The 15338-nt window shown below is 60.2% G+C and carries 13 protein-coding genes; 8 read left to right on the top strand and 5 right to left on the bottom strand.

What is annotated here, in order from left to right; all coding sequences use genetic code 11:
• Positions 1-17: 17 nt before the first annotated feature.
• The 3 genes from AB4Z52_RS19325 to AB4Z52_RS19315 form a co-directional block, all read right to left on the bottom strand.
• A complete protein-coding gene (locus AB4Z52_RS19325) occupies positions 18-1877 on the bottom strand; it encodes a potassium transporter Kup (RefSeq protein WP_442219614.1) in 1860 nt (619 codons plus the stop codon).
• A gap of 437 nt (positions 1878-2314) precedes the next feature.
• On the bottom strand, positions 2315-3898 hold the full coding sequence (locus AB4Z52_RS19320; protein ID WP_442219537.1) for an MDR family MFS transporter: 1584 nt from the start codon (positions 3896-3898) through the stop codon (positions 2315-2317).
• Positions 3899-3923: 25 nt separating this feature from the next.
• Positions 3924-5129: an HlyD family secretion protein gene (locus AB4Z52_RS19315; protein ID WP_442219536.1), complete on the bottom strand. Its 1206-nt coding sequence runs from the start codon at positions 5127-5129 to the stop codon at positions 3924-3926.
• Positions 5130-5259: 130 nt separating this feature from the next.
• On the opposite strand from AB4Z52_RS19315, the gene AB4Z52_RS19310 reads away from it, so the two are divergent.
• Entirely contained in the window at positions 5260-5907 is a 648-nt protein-coding gene (locus AB4Z52_RS19310) for a TetR/AcrR family transcriptional regulator C-terminal domain-containing protein (RefSeq protein ID WP_442219535.1), read from the top strand.
• On the opposite strand, the gene AB4Z52_RS19305 is transcribed toward AB4Z52_RS19310, so the two are convergent.
• Positions 5904-6497, bottom strand: coding sequence for a DUF922 domain-containing Zn-dependent protease (locus AB4Z52_RS19305; RefSeq protein ID WP_442219534.1), 594 nt, complete (start codon positions 6495-6497; stop codon positions 5904-5906). The two genes, AB4Z52_RS19310 and AB4Z52_RS19305, sit on opposite strands and share 4 nt — an antisense overlap.
• A gap of 64 nt (positions 6498-6561) precedes the next feature.
• Positions 6562-7266, bottom strand: coding sequence for a transcriptional regulator NanR (locus AB4Z52_RS19300; RefSeq protein WP_442219533.1), 705 nt, complete (start codon positions 7264-7266; stop codon positions 6562-6564).
• Between the two features lie 187 nt (positions 7267-7453).
• Here AB4Z52_RS19300 and oiaX point away from each other — a divergent pair, with 187 nt between their 5' ends.
• The 7 genes from oiaX to AB4Z52_RS19265 all read left to right on the top strand — a co-directional run bounded on the left by oiaX (position 7454) and on the right by AB4Z52_RS19265 (position 15335).
• A complete protein-coding gene (gene oiaX / locus AB4Z52_RS19295; RefSeq protein WP_442219532.1) occupies positions 7454-8713 on the top strand; it encodes a 3-oxo-isoapionate-4-phosphate decarboxylase OiaX in 1260 nt (419 codons plus the stop codon).
• Positions 8714-8718: 5 nt separating this feature from the next.
• The gene (locus AB4Z52_RS19290; protein ID WP_442219613.1) at positions 8719-10056 is read left to right on the top strand and encodes a four-carbon acid sugar kinase family protein; all 1338 of its coding nucleotides are present in this window, start codon (positions 8719-8721) and stop codon (positions 10054-10056) included.
• 78 nt (positions 10057-10134) lie between these two features.
• Entirely contained in the window at positions 10135-10962 is an 828-nt protein-coding gene (locus tag AB4Z52_RS19285; protein ID WP_442219531.1) for a phosphogluconate dehydrogenase C-terminal domain-containing protein, read from the top strand.
• Between the two features lie 77 nt (positions 10963-11039).
• Entirely contained in the window at positions 11040-11981 is a 942-nt protein-coding gene (locus AB4Z52_RS19280; protein ID WP_442219530.1) for a D-ribose ABC transporter substrate-binding protein, read from the top strand.
• Positions 11982-12073: 92 nt separating this feature from the next.
• Complete coding sequence (locus AB4Z52_RS19275; protein WP_442219529.1) at positions 12074-12721, top strand: DUF2291 family protein; 648 nt, start codon at positions 12074-12076, stop codon at positions 12719-12721.
• A 2-nt stretch (positions 12722-12723) separates the two neighbouring features.
• The gene (locus tag AB4Z52_RS19270) at positions 12724-14274 is read left to right on the top strand and encodes a sugar ABC transporter ATP-binding protein (RefSeq protein WP_442219528.1); all 1551 of its coding nucleotides are present in this window, start codon (positions 12724-12726) and stop codon (positions 14272-14274) included.
• Positions 14271-15335, top strand: a complete 1065-nt coding sequence (locus AB4Z52_RS19265) for an ABC transporter permease (RefSeq protein ID WP_442219527.1) — start codon at positions 14271-14273, stop codon at positions 15333-15335. Before AB4Z52_RS19270 ends, AB4Z52_RS19265 begins: the two co-directional genes overlap by 4 nt.
• Positions 15336-15338 lie beyond the last annotated feature (3 nt).

Raw genomic sequence — 15338 nt, 5'->3', positions numbered from 1 at the left:
GAGTTTTTTGGCGCGCCCTAGATGACTATCTGCTCGCCGATTTCCACCACGCGGTTGCTCGGGAGATGGAAGTGGTCGCTGGGGTCGATGGCGAAAGAGGACATCCCGATGAAAAGCCTGTCCTGCCAGTGCGGCATGCCGGAATTCGCGTCACCCACGAGCTTGCGACGTCCGATGTAGAACGACGTTGACATGATGTCGAACTTGAACCCGTCGCGGCGACAGAGGCTCAGCGCTTTCGAGACATTCTGGGTATCCATGAATCCGAATCTCAGCTCCAGCTTGATGAAGCGCTTCGAGATCGACTGGATGACATAGCGCTCGCTCTCGGGCACGGTCGGCCGCGGCATCGTCTTGATCGTCAGGATGACGTTCTGCGCATGCAGGGCGTGATTGTGCTTGAGGTTGTGCAGCAGGACGCTCGGGGTCAGGTCCGGGAAGCTCGTCAGAAAGACTGCAGTCCCCGGAACGTTCACCGGCGCATGGTTGCTGGGACGCTCGATCGAACCGACGAATTGTGCAAGCGGAATGTCATGGCGAGCCGCCCGCTGCTTCAGGAGAAGCGTGCCCTTCTTCCAGGTCCACATCAACACCATCAGCGTTCCGGCGATCATGACGGGCACGTAGCCGCCGTCGTGTATCTTCAGCATGTTGGCGCCAAGGAACACGCATTCCAGCGCCAGTAGCGGCAGCAAGGCTGCAAGCGCCGTCAACAGCGACCAGTGCCAGACCACACGGACGAACTGAAAGGCGAGCAGCGTCGTCACCACCATCGCACCGGTGACGGAGATGCCGTATGCCGTTGCCAGCGATTCCGAGCTCCGGAAGAAAAAGATCAACGCCAGCACGCCGATGAAAAGGACCGTGTTGACGCTTGGAAGATAGATCTGGCCGGTATTGGTTTCAGAGGTGAAACGGATTTCGAGTCGCGGCAGCAAACCGAGGTGGATCGCCTGGCGCGCCAGCGAAAAGGCACCCGTTATCACGGCCTGGCTGGCAATGATCGTCGCCGCCGTCGCAAGGATCACAACCGGAAGCAGGGCCCACTGCGGAAACATCAGGAAGAACGGATCGGACGCGGCCTCCCGGTTATGCAGGACAAGCGCGCCCTGGCCGAGATAATTCAGCGCAAGGGCTGGGAAGACGATGAAGAACCAGGCGGCCTGGATCGGCTTTCGGCCGAAATGGCCAAGATCGGCATAGAGAGCTTCGGCTCCAGTCACCGTCAGAAAGACGGCACCAAGGATGATAAGCCCCGCAAAGCCCGCATGGGTGATGAACTTGAACGCGTGGATGGGGTTCAGCGACGCCAGGATGGAGGGCGCGTCGCCAATGTGGATTGCGCCGGCAACCCCCATGACAATGAACCACAGCAGGGTTATCGGGCCGAAAAATTGCGAGACCGCCGCTGTGCCCCTCGACTGCACCACGAACAGCAGGACCATGATGGCAACCGCAATCGGAACGACATATGGCGAAAATCGCGGTGTCACCAGTGTCAGACCTTCGACGGCAGACAACACCGAAAGCGCAGGCGTGATCATGGCGTCGCCGATAAACAGCGCAGCGCCGATGATGCCGGCAAAGAACAGCATCGCCGTATAACGGCTGGTCTTCTTCATCAAAAGCGCCAGAAGCGCAAGCGTGCCGCCCTCGCCGTCATTGTCGGCGCGCAGCAGAAACAGCACGTATTTGAACGTCACGATGATCGTCAGCGTCCAAAGCATCAGCGAAATCAAGCCGACGACTTCGCCCCGGCTGACGCCGTCATGCGCGAAAGGACGGAGCGCCTCGCGAAAAGCGTAGAGCGGGCTGGTACCGATGTCGCCATAGACGACACCGACCGATCCGATAATGGGTATGAGAAGGCTGCGCATGCCTTTCGCCGGCTGCGAAGTCTGATGGGCTGCTATAGTCATGGTCTCTCCGGCTCGCCTGAGCCTTATCCACCGATAGCGGTGGTTTTGCAACGCATATGGGGACATAAGGTGCCAATAAACAGAGCTGTCCTTCTCCGCGCATTGGTGCTTGTCCTGCCTAGAGCCCGAGATTGGGCAATGCAGCCGGCTATAAAAAAGGGCCACCAAGAGATTGGCGGCCCTGAAATTTTGAAGGTTGTTACCTCCAGAGGGGAACAGCCGATACGATGGAACCGGGAGGAGATGGTGACCGCGCGCATCAACTGATGCAACCGTACCTCGCATTGCGCGAATTATCCATCCAATAGCAACCAAAAATCACGCAATCCGAAGTCGTTTGTCCTAAGAATTGGCCAAAGTAGACAACGCAGCCGCGGCGAACACCGCCGGGCGCTTCAATGTGCGCCGGCTCCGGCGCCGGCCCCCGGCTTCTGCGCAAAAAGCAGGGCGACGGCCGCAAGTGCCAACAGCACCCCGATGACGGCGAAGGTATCGCTGAACCCCATGATCAGGGCCTGACGCTTGACGACGCGGCCAAGCGCGATGACGGCCTGCTGGGCGGCGGCGGCATGATCCGAGACGCCATGCGACAGGAAGTAGCCAGTTGTCTGGTCCAGGCGCTGGCGAACCTCGTCACGCGCAAGAGTGATCGACTGGCCGATGACGTTCGAATGATACTGTTCCCGCTTGGTGAGTACCGTACCCAACGTGGCGGTTCCGACGGCACCGCCGAGATTGCGCAGCATGTTGGTCAGACCCGAGGCAGCGGCAGCATCGGCAGCGGCAATTCCCGCCGTGGTGATCGCGGTGATCGGGGTCAGCACAAGCGCCTGGCCGATTGCGCGGACGATGTTGGGAATCCAGAACTGGTCGCCGGCGGTATCCGCCGAAAGCGTTATGTTCATGAAGCAGCTGATCGCAAAGATGCTGATGCCAAGGCAGCCGATATAGCGCGCGTCGAACCGCTTCATCATCATCGGCACCAGCGGGATCAGCAGCAGCTGCGGCAGGCCAGTCCAGGCCAGGACGTTGCCGATCTGCTCGGCATTATAGCGCTGAACCTGGCCGAGATATTGCGGCAGGATATAGACGGTGCCGAACAGCGCGACACCGACCAGCACGTTCACCGCAACGCCGATGCCGAAATTCCTCTGCTTCAGCAGACGGAGCTTTACCAGCGGCTTTTCCACGGTGAGTTCTATCCAGATGAAGGCGGACAGGAAGACGAAAGCGACAAGGCTCAGTTTCAGAATGAACGGCGAGGAGAACCAGTCGTCCTTGTTTCCTTCTTCGAGTACCGTCTGGAATGCCGAAAGTCCGATGGCCATCGTGAAGATGCCGGCCCAGTCTCCTTCCCTCAGCAAGCCAAGCTGCATCGGCCTCTTTTCCAGGGTCGCGGCCAAGGCAATCGCCATGATGGCGCTGGGGATGGCATTGATGAAGAAGATGGTCTGCCAGCCGTAATTCTCGGTCAGATATCCGCCGATCGTCGGGCCGATCGCCGGGGCGAAGGTGACCGAGAGCGCGAAGATGGCAAGGCCGACGGGCTGCTGGTGTTTCGGCAGTTTGGTCAGCACCATCGTGAAAGCCATCGGGATCAGCACGCCGCCAGCAAAACCCTGCAGTCCCCGCAAAACGATCATCGAGCCTAGATCATGAGCGAAGGCACAGGCAATCGAGAACAGCGGGAAAAGCACCGCATTCACGAGGATATAGCGGCGGAAGGAAAACACGTTGCTGAAATAGGCGGTGAGCGGAATGACCACAATTTCGCCGATCAGGTAGGACGTGGAAATCCAGGCGCCGTTGTCGACGCCGGTGCCGATGCCGCCCTCAATGTCGAGGAGCGACGCGTTAGTGATCTGGATGTTGAGAATTGCCATGAAGGCGCCGATCATCCCGGCGAGAACGGCAATCCATTCTTTGGTTCCAGCGCGCGGCTGTGCGGCCGCGGTGGCGGTCAATGCGATGGTAGACATGACACGATCCTTCTGACCCTAAGGGTCAATGGCCCTGACGTCGTTGGGCGTCGGTCTTGGTGTCGATACTTGGCTGGACGGACATGCCAGGGCGAAGATCGCCGGCGGCAACGCTGTCGGCGTCCAGCGTGATCTTCACCGGGATGCGCTGCACGACCTTGGTGAAGTTGCCGGTGGCATTGTCCGGCGGCAGCAGCGCGAATTCCTGGCCGCTGGCAGGAGCGAGACTATCGACGCGGCCGTGATAGGTGCGACCCGGGAACATGTCGACATCGATATCGACCGGCTGGCCGGCACGGACGTCGGTGAGTTGCGTTTCCTTATAGTTGGCGATGACATAGGCCGCGCGGGTCGGCACAACCGACATCAGCTGGGTGCCGGCCTGGACATATTGGCCGACGCGCAAAGTGCGGTTGCCGATAACGCCGTCGACCGGCGCCACGATTGTCGCGTAGGAGAGGTTGAGTTCGCTCTGGTGCTGGACGGCCTGACTATGCGCCAGGGTCGCCCGGGACTGGGCAAGCTCAGCCTTCAAAAGGTCGACCTGCTTTGACGCAGCGTCGAGCGACGCGCTGTCGCGAATGATTGCTGCCTTGGCCGAAGCGATCTGCGCGGCGGCCTGCTGCGCGGTCTGGACGGAGGCAAAGCCATTGGTGGCAAGGCCCGCATAGCGCCTGTCGTTCTGCTCGGCAAAGGTCTCGTTGGCGCGGTCGACATCGATCGTTGCCCGTGCAGCCGCGATGGTCGACTGCTGAATGTCGAGCGAAGCCTGCTTGGCATTGATCGTGGCCTCGGCTGCGGCCACATCGGCCTTCGCCTGATCCAGTGCGGTCTGGTAGTCGCGGTCATCTATCCGGGCAAGCGCCTGGCCCGCCTTGACGATCTCGTTGTCCCCAACGACAACTTCTGCAACATAGCCGGAAACCTTCGGGGCAATGGAGCTGGTGTCAGCCTTCACGTAGGCATCGTCCGTCGAGATGTGGAAGCGACCGACCGTCCAGTAGTCGTGACCGTAATAGGCACCGGCTGCAATCAGCGCGATGGCAGTTGCGCCGAGGAGCAGAGAACGGCCGCCGCGTTTGCGGGCCGGCGCCTCGCCGGTAGCGAGCGGTTGCGCCGTCTCAGTGATCCGCGCCGGCTTGCCGGCCTCCAAGGTAGGCGCGGAGGTGGGCTCGATGTCCGTCTCAGTGGCGGGGGCAACATTGTTGTTCAGGGCATGCAGCTTGGTCATTGTGGTCTCCTGGTGACGGTCGCTGTCTTTGTGGCCGCGGCCTATAGATATTGAAATTCTATTTTGGAAACTTGCTGTTTTCCAAAATATGCACTATAAGATGAATGTCAAGGGAATTTGGAAAATCAGCATGGTCGAAATTACGAAAATTGAGGCGCGGTCCCGAGGCAGGCCCCAGCTGCGGTGCGACGACGACACCAAAAGCGTCATCACCGAGGCTGCCAATCGTCAATTTCACGAATTCGGCTACGCTGCTGCGAGCATCAGTGCGATTGCGCAGGACGCGGGCGTCTCGACAAAGACGCTCTACCGTCTCTTCCCCGCCAAGGCAGACCTGTTTTCCAATGTCATTTCCGACAAGATCGGCCGCTTCTTCCTCGCTCTCGACCAGGGCACGCTTGTCGCGGCGGGCTTGCGCGAGGGGCTGGAGCGTATTCTGACCGCCTATGGCATGCTGACGCTTTCAGAAGAGACAGTGCGGATGACACAGCTTGTCATCGGCGAGTCCGATCGCTTCCCGGAGATCGCCACTGCATTTTACGAACGCGCGATCATTCCGACCAACGCAGTGATGGAGAACTGGCTGCTCCAGCAATGCGATGGCGGCCTGATCGTCCTTGAAGACCCGCATGAGGCATGCGGCATGCTGCGCGGCATGATGATCATGGAGCCGCAACGCGCCGCAGCTTTGGGCCAGAGGCCTGCCCCTGGTGCCGAAGAAATCAGGGCGCGGGCAGCGATGTGCGCCGACCTGTTCCTGAAGGGTTGCGCACTTTAAGGCTCTGCGAGATCGGGGCCCTGCGGCTCGTTCACCAGCGCCAGGATGAGTTGCTGAACATTGCCGCCATTGCCGAGTTCTGTTCGGTCGAAATCCCTATTCTGCTGCTCGCGAAACTGCGAAATTTCGGAAAGACGCCTCGTCAATTCGACCCTGATTTTCTGGCATTTTGGATCGTCCGGCACCGACAAGCCGGCGGTCGCCAACTCGATCTTCCTCACCATATCCTTGATGAAACTGCCGTGAACGTGCTCGTGACTGCGCACGCCCGCTATGAATGTTTCCCACTTTCTCGCCATTGCGGTCGGCAGTCTCTCCACTGGCTTTGGAAGGGTGTATGTGATGACGAGGTTCGGCCGCACCGAGACCAGCGTACAAGCCCCAGCGTCCGCCTGGTAATTCCTCGACCATGTCAGCTTGAAATTCGTATGGGCGATGACGCGGATATTGTTGCCGATCTTTGGACCACGTTCGCCGATCGATGCATAAAGCTCAGGCCCGGTCTTGCCGACGATCGCATAGGTCTCCACTTTTTCAACGGCCTGCCAATCCGCGCGCGCGGCAACAGGCAACAGGGCCACACAGCTCATGACCAAACAAAACCGGACGGCTGTTGTCGCGCAAGCACTCGGCAATGATATCTTCATGATCGACTTACTTTGAATAGAGCGCTCTCGAGCGCTCCAGATGCCGCAAAACGGACGCTTCCGCTCCTTCGGCATCATGTGCAGCAAGGCAATTCAAAATTTCCTTGTGTTCGACCAGCGTGTATTTTTCCTTGCCGGTCCAGATCAGCATCTCGGTGTGATATTGCTTGAGCCAGGCAAGCATCGCCTCGCTCACCGCAACATAAAGCGGATTTCCTGTGATCTGGGCGATACGGGTATGAAACCGCATGTCGGCCGATATGAACTCATCGGCATGACCGAGGGAGTCGTGCTGTTCTTCAAGGATAAGCTGGAGATCCTCGATGTCCCCAGCGCTCGCCTTTACCGCTGCTTCGCGCGCCATCCCTCTTTCAAAGAAGATGCGGGCGCTCTTCAAATGCTCCAACGAGTCCGCTGATTGCGACAACATGATCTTCGCAGTCAGATCGACCTGCCGAAACAGCGACCTTGCCGTCAATTCGAGGACCTTGGCACGCTCGCCATGGGAAATGACGACGAGCCCCATGCTGGCCAGCGACTGCATGGCCTCGCGAATGGCCGGCCTGCCGACGCCAAACCGCTCCATCAGGACGCGTTCCGACGGCATTTCATCGCCCGGCTTCAATTCCCCTGACGTGATCAGGCGCTCCAGTCGGTCGAAAACCTGATCCGACAATTTTCGACGCACAATCGGTTCGATCGGTTGGCTCATGGTCTCTCGCTGGCTCAAAGCATCTTCCTCTTATGCATCTTCGGCCGCACGCATGAAAGCCTCTCTTTACCTGGTCGACCAAGCCTCGAAGAAAAATTCGTTGCACAAATTGGAATACTCATTATACCAGCTTACAAGGTGACGCCATGTGAATTTTTCATGGCGTGAGGAGCGACTGAATTCCACAATGACGATCACTCTGACATATCGAATCGAGACGACCGGCAGCGTCGAAGCCATGGCCGCGAAAATTGCGAGCGACCAATCGACCGGTACTTTCGTGGCCGTACCGGGGGAGACGGAGGAATTGAAGGCTCGCGTGGCGGCCCGGGTTCTTTCGATCCGACCGCTCGGCGATGTCGAACATCCGACATGGCCGGAACTTGCCGAAGGGCATGGCCCAATCCACCGCGCCGACGCCGAAATCGCCTTTCCGCTGGATGCCATTGGCACCGATCTCTCAGCATTGATGACCATCGCGATCGGTGGCGTCTTCTCGATCAAGGGTATGACCGGCATCCGCGTTGTCGACATGAAGCTGCCGGAGGCGTTTCGCGACGCCCATCCCGGTCCACAGTTCGGCATTGCCGGCAGCCGGCGGCTGACCAAGGTCGAAGGCCGGCCGATCATCGGCACCATCGTCAAGCCGGCGCTGGGGCTGCGGCCGCCTGAAACGGCGGAACTCGTGGGAGAGCTCGTTCACTCCGGCGTCGACTTCATCAAGGATGATGAAAAGCTCATGAGTCCCGCCTATTCGCCTCTCAAGGAGCGCGTCGCCGCAATCATGCGGCTGATCCTCGATCACGAGCAGAAGACCGGCAAGAAGGTCATGTATGCCTTCGGCATCTCGCACGCCGATCCCGACGAGATGATGCGCAACCACGATCTCGTCCTGAAAGCCGGCGGCAACTGCGCCGTGGTCAACATCAATTCGATCGGAATGGGCGGCATGACCTTTCTGCGCAAGCGCTCTGGCCTCGTGCTCCACGCCCATCGCAACGGCTGGGATCTGCTGACGCGCAGCCCTGGCGCCGGCATGGATTTCAAGGTCTGGCAGCAGTTCTGGCGATTGATCGGCATCGATCAATTCCAGATCAACGGCATCCGGGTCAAATATTGGGAGCCGGACGACAGCTTCGTCGAATCCTTCAAGGCCGTCAGTAGGCCTATGTTCGACCCCGCAGACTGCCCGCTTCCGGTTGCCGGCTCCGGGCAATGGGGTGGACAGGCACCGGAGACCTACCGGCGCACCGGCCGCACGACGGACCTGCTCTATCTCTGCGGCGGCGGCATCGTCAGCCATCCGGGCGGAGCGGCCGCCGGCGTCCGGGCCGTGCAGCAGGCCTGGCAGGCGGCCGTGGCCGATATCCCGCTTGAAACATATGCCGAGGATCATCCGGAGCTTGCCGCCTCGATCCAAAAATTCGGCAACGGCGGTGATGCGTGACTGATATGCCCGATCGCAAGCTGCTTCTGAGCTATTATGGCGATGATTTTACCGGATCGACCGATGTCATGGAGGCGCTGGCCTCAAACGGCGTGCCGACGGTGCTGTTCATGGACATTCCCGACGAGACTCTTCTGGCACGCTTTCCTGATTGCAAGGCGATCGGCATTGCCGGCACCAGCCGCAGCGAAACACCGGAATGGATGGACCGGAACCTTGCGCCGGCCTTCGGCTGGCTGAAGTCGCTTGGTGCCGAAATCTGCCACTACAAGGTCTGCTCGACCTTCGATTCCAGCCCTGCCATCGGCAATATCGGCAGGGCAATCGAGATCGGCAGACGGGCCTTTGCCCAGGCCCCGGTACCGGTCGTCGTCGGTGCGCCTCAGCTAAGGCGCTACATGGCTTTCGGCAATCTCTTTGCCGCCTATCAGGGTGACGTCTACCGGATCGATCGTCACCCGGTCATGAGCCGCCATCCTGTGACGCCGATGACCGAGGCCGACATCGCGATGCATCTCGCCCGGCAGACCAGCCTTGGCATCAGGGTTGCGGACCTTGCCTTGCTTGGCGCATCCGATGCCGATCAAAGGCTCGACGGCCTGGCCAAAGAGAACGGTATCCTCATTCTCGATGTGGACAGCATTGAATCGCAGCGGCGCGCCGGCCGCCAGCTCTGGCGGCTCCGGCAACCGGGCGGCTGGTTCGTCGCCGGGTCGTCCGGCATCGAGTATGCCCTGCTGAACGCCTGGCGCCATGAGGGCATCGTTGCCGACAAGGCAACATTCCCGCTGCCCGGCAAGGTCGACCGGCTTGCCGTCGTCTCCGGCAGCGTTTCGCCCACCACCGAACTGCAAATTCACAACGCCATCCAAAACGGCTTTGACGGCATCGCCCTCGACCCGCTCGCGCTGGTCGGAGAGAGCGGCGATCGGGCGGTGGAAACAGCCGTCGCCACCGGCCTCGAAAGGCTCAGGGCCGGCCGCAGCGTCATCCTGCATACAGCGCTTGGACCCTCGGCCGACCGCGGCAACGATATCGACAGGATACCCGGCGCGCGCCATCGCCTCGGCCGCTCGCTCGGAACGATCCTTTTCCGGCTCGTGGAGACGGAAGGCCTCTCGCGCGCGGTCATCGCTGGCGGCGACACATCCAGTCACGCGCTGAAGGAACTGCACGTGGAAGCACTGACGACAGTGCTGCCGCTGCCGCAGACGCCCGGGTCACCGCTCTGCACCGTGCATGGAACCTATGCCGCGACCAACGGCCTGCAGATTGCGCTCAAGGGCGGCCAAGTGGGAACGGCAGCGTATTTCTCCCAGATACGAGAAGGCACGCAGGGTTAGACGGGGTCATGTGGAATACTCATTGACTCATTATACCACTTGCGATACCAAACTTGGAAAGTGATGAGGTTAGAAAATATGGTTGCGATTGCACTCTTCGGTGCCGGCGGCAAAATGGGCTACCGGCTTGCCAAAAACCTTAAGGGCTCGCGTTTCGACGTGCGCCATGTCGAGGTGAGCGACGCGGGCAAAGAGCGCCTGAAGAACGATCTTGGCTTTATCTGCGTCGACGTCGACACCGCCCTCTCCGGCGCAGATGTCGTCATCTTGGCCGTTCCCGACACGGCAATCGGCAAGGTTGCGGCCGGCATTTCTCAAAAGCTCAAGGCCGCAACGATGGTGGTCGCCCTCGACGCTGCCGCACCCTTTGCCGGCCACCTGCCGGAGCGGGCCGACCTTACCTATTTCGTCACCCATCCCTGCCATCCGCCGATTTTCAACGACGAGACAGAGATGTCGGCGAAAAAGGATCACTTTGGCGGCCTGTTTGCCAAGCAGCACATCGTATCGGCGCTGATGCAGGGTCCGGAGGAAGCCTATGGGCTCGGCGAAGAAATTGCCAAGGTCATTTGGGCTCCCGTCATGCGCTCGCACCGCGTCACCGTCGATCAGATGGCGATGCTGGAGCCCGGGCTGTCGGAGACCGTCTGCGCCTCGCTGCTGGTCGTCATGCGACAGGCAATGGATGAATGCGTCGCTCGCGGCGTGCCGGCGCAAGCCGCCCGCGACTTCCTGCTCGGCCATATGAACGTGCTTGGCGCGGTGATTTTCAAGGAAGTCGATGGCGTCTTCTCCGATGCCTGCAACAAGGCCATCGAGTTCGGCATTCCAGCATTGATGCGCGACGACTGGAAGAACGTTTTCGAACCCGAGGAGATCGCCGCCAGCATCCGGCGCATCACCTGAGTAGCCGAGAGCGTTTCGCTCTCTCAATCCATCGGTCCTGCTGGGAACGGGACTGATTTTTCATCTGGGAGGAACATATGAAACTGACCCGTACTTTAACCCTTGCCGCATTTGCCGGCGTTCTTGCACTTGGCAGTGCCATGCCTGCCTTCTCGGCAGACCTCATCGCCATCATCACACCTGCCCACGACAATCCCTTCTTCAAGGCCGAGGCGGTCGGCGCGGAAGCGAGAGCCAAGGAACTTGGCTTCGACACGCTTGTGCTCAGCCATGACGACGACGCCAACAAACAGTCGCAGATGGTGGACACCGTCATCGGCCGCGGCGCCAAGGCGATCGTCCTCGACAATGCCGGCTCGGAAGCATCGATTGCAGCCGTGAAGAAGGCCAAGGATGCCGGTATACCTTCCTTCCTGATCGATCGCGAAATCAACGCCACCGGAATCGCAGTCTCACAGATCGTCTCAAATAATTATCAGGGCGCGCAGCTTGGCGCTGAAGAGTTTGTCAAACTGATGGGCGAAAAAGGCAGCTATGTTGAACTGCTTGGTCGCGAGGCCGATCTGAATGCCGGCATCCGCTCCAAGGGCTACCACGATGTGATTGACGAATATCCCGACCTCAAGATGGTCGCACAACAGTCGGCCAATTGGAGCCAGACCGAAGGCTATTCCAAGATGGAGACAATCCTCCAGGCCAACCCGAACATTCAAGGAGTAATCGCTGGTAACGATACGATGGCAATGGGCGCGGTCGCCGCGCTTCAGGCTGCCGGTCGCAAGGACGTCATCGTTGTCGGGTTCGACGGCTCGAACGACGTTCGCGACTCCATCAAGTCCGGCGGCATCAAGGCGACGGTCATGCAGCCGGCCTATGCGCAGGCGCAGATGGCCGTCGATCAGGCGGCCGCCTATATCAAGACGAAGGCCACTCCAAAGGATGAAAAGCAACTGATGGATTGCGTTCTCATCAACGCGAGCAATGCCGACAAGCTCGAAACCTTCGCGTTGAAGCACTGATTTTCAACGTCACGACATCGACGAAGAGCAAGCACAATGCCTTGCTCTTCGTCCCATATGGATCAATGCCGATGGAGTGCAGGGTGGAGTGCATGCGCAGGGTGAAGGGAGCGTTGCTTGCGGCGATGCTCGCGGTAGCTATATTGCCGGGCTGCAAGATCGTCAGAACGCCGACTGCCGAAGAGCAGGCCGCCGAGACCGCAAAAGCGGCCTTCAACCCTGCCGACAAGGTTGACGCCATCTGGCAAAGCCAGGCCGTTCCCGCAATCGAGAAGCGGGCCGGGGACTTCAAGCAAGTCCTGTCGCTGATCGCCAGCAATCCCGACGACGCCAGTGCCAAATTCGGCCACCGCGAAAAAGAGGGCAATGCCCCCTGGACCTATGTCGTCAAGTTCGAAGGCAAGATCGTTGCAGCCGACACCCAGTCGCGAGCGGCCACGATCGACGTTGATATCGACGGCGACGGCAAGGCCGACGCCAGGGTCCAGACCGGCCCGGCACTCAGGGGCACGGCGCTCCGCGACAGCCTCGACTTCGTCAATTTCAACGAATTCAAGAACCAGATCGAATGGGCGCAGTTCGGCAAGGCCTTCAACGAGAAGGTCAACGCCACGATCCTGCAGGCCCTGCCGCGCGATGGCCTGACCGGCAAGACCGTCAAGGTCACCGGCGCCTTTCCAATGCCGCCATCCGGCCAGCTGCCTCTCGTCACCCCCGCGACGATCACAATAGGACAATAGCGATGTCGGAGAACGGCCCCGATAAAGACGATATCGTCCTCAGGCTGGAAGAAGTCTCGAAAGTCTATTCCGGCATCGTTGCGGTCAAACGGGCAAACCTCGAGCTGCATCGCGGCGCCGTCAATGTGCTCGTTGGCGAGAACGGCGCCGGCAAATCGACGCTGATGAAGATCATCGCCGGCGTCGAGCGTCCGACGCTGGGTCGTATCGTCCTTGACGGCAATCCGATCTCTTTCGACAGCCCCGCCGACGCCCAGGCCCATGGCATTGGGATGATCTTCCAGGAGCTCAACCTTTTCTCCAACCTCACAGTCGCGGAAAACATCTTTGCGACGCGCGAAATCACCCGCGGTATCCTCGGCATCGATCACAAGGCGCAGGTGGCCAAGGCCAACCAATTCCTGAAAAAGCTGGACGCCGGCATCGATGCCGAGACGATGGTCGAGGATCTGCCCATCGGCCAGCAGCAGCTCGTCGAAATCGCCAAGGCCATCTCGCTTCACGCGCGCATCCTGATCATGGACGAACCGACCTCGGCGCTCTCGGCGGCCGAAGTCGATATTCTCTTCAAGGTTATCGCCGAGCTGAAAGCCGAAGGTGTGGCGATCGTCTATATCTCGCATCGCCTCGAGGAATTGATGCGCATTGGCGACTACATCACCGTATTGCGCGACGGGCAGATCACCGGTCAGGCGATGGTCAGGGATATCGACATGCGATGGATCGTCCGCTCGATGATCGGATCGGACGCCAAGGACTTTGCCAAGGCGGACGGGCACGCGATTGGCAAGGAGGCCTTCCGCGCCGAAGACATCAGCCTGCCGAGACCGACGGGCGGCCTTGCCGTCGACGATGTCTCGCTCTCGGTGCGATCGGGCGAAATCCTCGGCATTTACGGGCTGATGGGCGCCGGTCGCAGCGAGCTTTTCGAATGCATCATGGGTTGCCACATGCATTCCACCGGCAAGATCTTCATCGACGGCGAGGAAGTCCACGCGCGCGACACGACCCGGCGGATCCGTCGCGGCCTTGCCCTCATTCCGGAGGACCGGCAACGCGAAGGACTGGTGCAGGTCCTCTCCATTGCGAGCAACCTGACGCTCGCCAGCCTCAGCCGTTTCGCCGGGTTCTTTCACATCGACGGCGGTGCCGAGAAGAAGGCGGTTCGCGACATTATCCGCGATTTGTCGATCAAGGCGCCTAACCCGGATTTCGAGGTCACCTCAATGTCGGGGGGCAACCAGCAGAAGGTGGTCATCGGCAAGGCGCTGATGACCGGCCCGAAGGTGCTTCTGATGGACGAGCCCAGCCGCGGCATCGACGTCGGCGCCAAGGCGGACGTCTTTCGCACGATGCGACGCCTGGCGGGCGAAGGCCTCGCCATCCTGTTTTCGACGTCAGACCTCGAAGAGGTCATGGCGCTATCCGATCGCATAGCGGTGCTCAGCAACGGCCAGCTCGTCGCCGTCTTCGACCGTGACAAGGCAACGGAAGAAGCAATCATCGCGGCCTCGGCCAAGGGTCACGGACATACAAGGAAACTCGCATCATGACGGCGGACGCCTCCCCCGCATTTGGCAGCAAGCAATCCAACGGCTCGGCGCTTCTCACTCTGATGAAGCTTCGAACCTTCATCGCGCTGTTCGCGGTCATTATCTTTTTCGCCTTTGCCGCTCCGAACTTCACGTCGACCGCCAACGTGATCCTGATGTCGAAGCATGTGGCGCTCAATGCCTTCCTCGCCATGGGCATGACCTTCGTCATCATAACCGGCGGCATCGACCTTTCTGTCGGGTCCATCGTCGGTCTTTGCGGCATGGTGGCAGGTGGCCTCATCCTTAGTGGCGTCCAGCTGCCGATCGGCTACACCGTCTATTTCAATCTGTTCGAGATCGTCCTTATCACGCTCTCAGTCGGCATCGCGATCGGCTTCATCAACGGGCTCTTGATCACCAGGCTCAACGTCGCGCCATTCATCGCCACGCTTGGAACGCTCTACGTCGCCCGCGGCCTGGCGCTGCTGTCCTCAGACGGCCAGACCTTCCCGAACCTCGTCGGCCGGCCTGAATACTCGACAACAGGCTTCGACTTTTTCGGCGCCGGCCGGATCCTGGGCCTGCCGGTGTCGATTTGGATCCTGATCATCCTGGCGCTGCTTGCAGCCTACGTCGCCCGCTCCACGCCGATCGGCCGTCATATCTTCGCGGTCGGCGGCAACGAACGCGCAGCGCGCATGTCCGGCATCCGTGTCGATACGGTGAAAATGTTCGTCTACATGTTCTCGGGCCTTTGCGCCGCAATTGTCGGCATCGTCATCTCCTCGGAGCTGATGGCCGCACATCCGGCAACCGGCGAGAGCTTCGAGCTGAACGCGATTGCGGCCGCCGTTCTTGGCGGCACCTCGATGTCGGGCGGGCGCGGCACGATCGGCGGCACCATCGTCGGCGCCTTCGTCATCGGCATCCTCTCCGATGGGCTGGTGATGATGGGGGTCTCCTCCTTCTGGCAGATGGTCATCAAGGGGCTAGTCATCATCATCGCCGTCGTCGTCGACCAGGCGCAGCGTCGCCTTCAGCAACGGGTGACCCTCATGCAGATGGCAAAGGCAGGCTGAGAC

It is taken from the genome of Rhizobium sp. 2YAF20 (assembly GCF_052114685.1).
GTDB lineage: Bacteria > Pseudomonadota > Alphaproteobacteria > Rhizobiales > Rhizobiaceae > Rhizobium.
This window is presented reverse-complemented; position numbering and strand designations above follow the sequence as displayed.

Coding starts and splice junctions, on each gene's coding strand:
- AB4Z52_RS19320 (WP_442219537.1), bottom strand. CDS start 3,898: ATGTCTACCATCGCATTGACCGCCACCGCGGCCGCACAGCCGCGCGCT.
- AB4Z52_RS19325 (WP_442219614.1), bottom strand. CDS start 1,877: ATGCGCAGCCTTCTCATACCCATTATCGGATCGGTCGGTGTCGTCTAT.
- oiaX (WP_442219532.1), top strand. CDS start 7,454: ATGACGATCACTCTGACATATCGAATCGAGACGACCGGCAGCGTCGAA.
- AB4Z52_RS19290 (WP_442219613.1), top strand. CDS start 8,719: ATGCCCGATCGCAAGCTGCTTCTGAGCTATTATGGCGATGATTTTACC.
- AB4Z52_RS19300 (WP_442219533.1), bottom strand. CDS start 7,266: ATGAGCCAACCGATCGAACCGATTGTGCGTCGAAAATTGTCGGATCAG.
- AB4Z52_RS19275 (WP_442219529.1), top strand. CDS start 12,074: ATGCGCAGGGTGAAGGGAGCGTTGCTTGCGGCGATGCTCGCGGTAGCT.
- AB4Z52_RS19315 (WP_442219536.1), bottom strand. CDS start 5,129: ATGACCAAGCTGCATGCCCTGAACAACAATGTTGCCCCCGCCACTGAG.
- AB4Z52_RS19280 (WP_442219530.1), top strand. CDS start 11,040: ATGAAACTGACCCGTACTTTAACCCTTGCCGCATTTGCCGGCGTTCTT.
- AB4Z52_RS19305 (WP_442219534.1), bottom strand. CDS start 6,497: ATGAGCTGTGTGGCCCTGTTGCCTGTTGCCGCGCGCGCGGATTGGCAG.
- AB4Z52_RS19270 (WP_442219528.1), top strand. CDS start 12,724: ATGTCGGAGAACGGCCCCGATAAAGACGATATCGTCCTCAGGCTGGAA.
- AB4Z52_RS19265 (WP_442219527.1), top strand. CDS start 14,271: ATGACGGCGGACGCCTCCCCCGCATTTGGCAGCAAGCAATCCAACGGC.
- AB4Z52_RS19310 (WP_442219535.1), top strand. CDS start 5,260: ATGGTCGAAATTACGAAAATTGAGGCGCGGTCCCGAGGCAGGCCCCAG.
- AB4Z52_RS19285 (WP_442219531.1), top strand. CDS start 10,135: ATGGTTGCGATTGCACTCTTCGGTGCCGGCGGCAAAATGGGCTACCGG.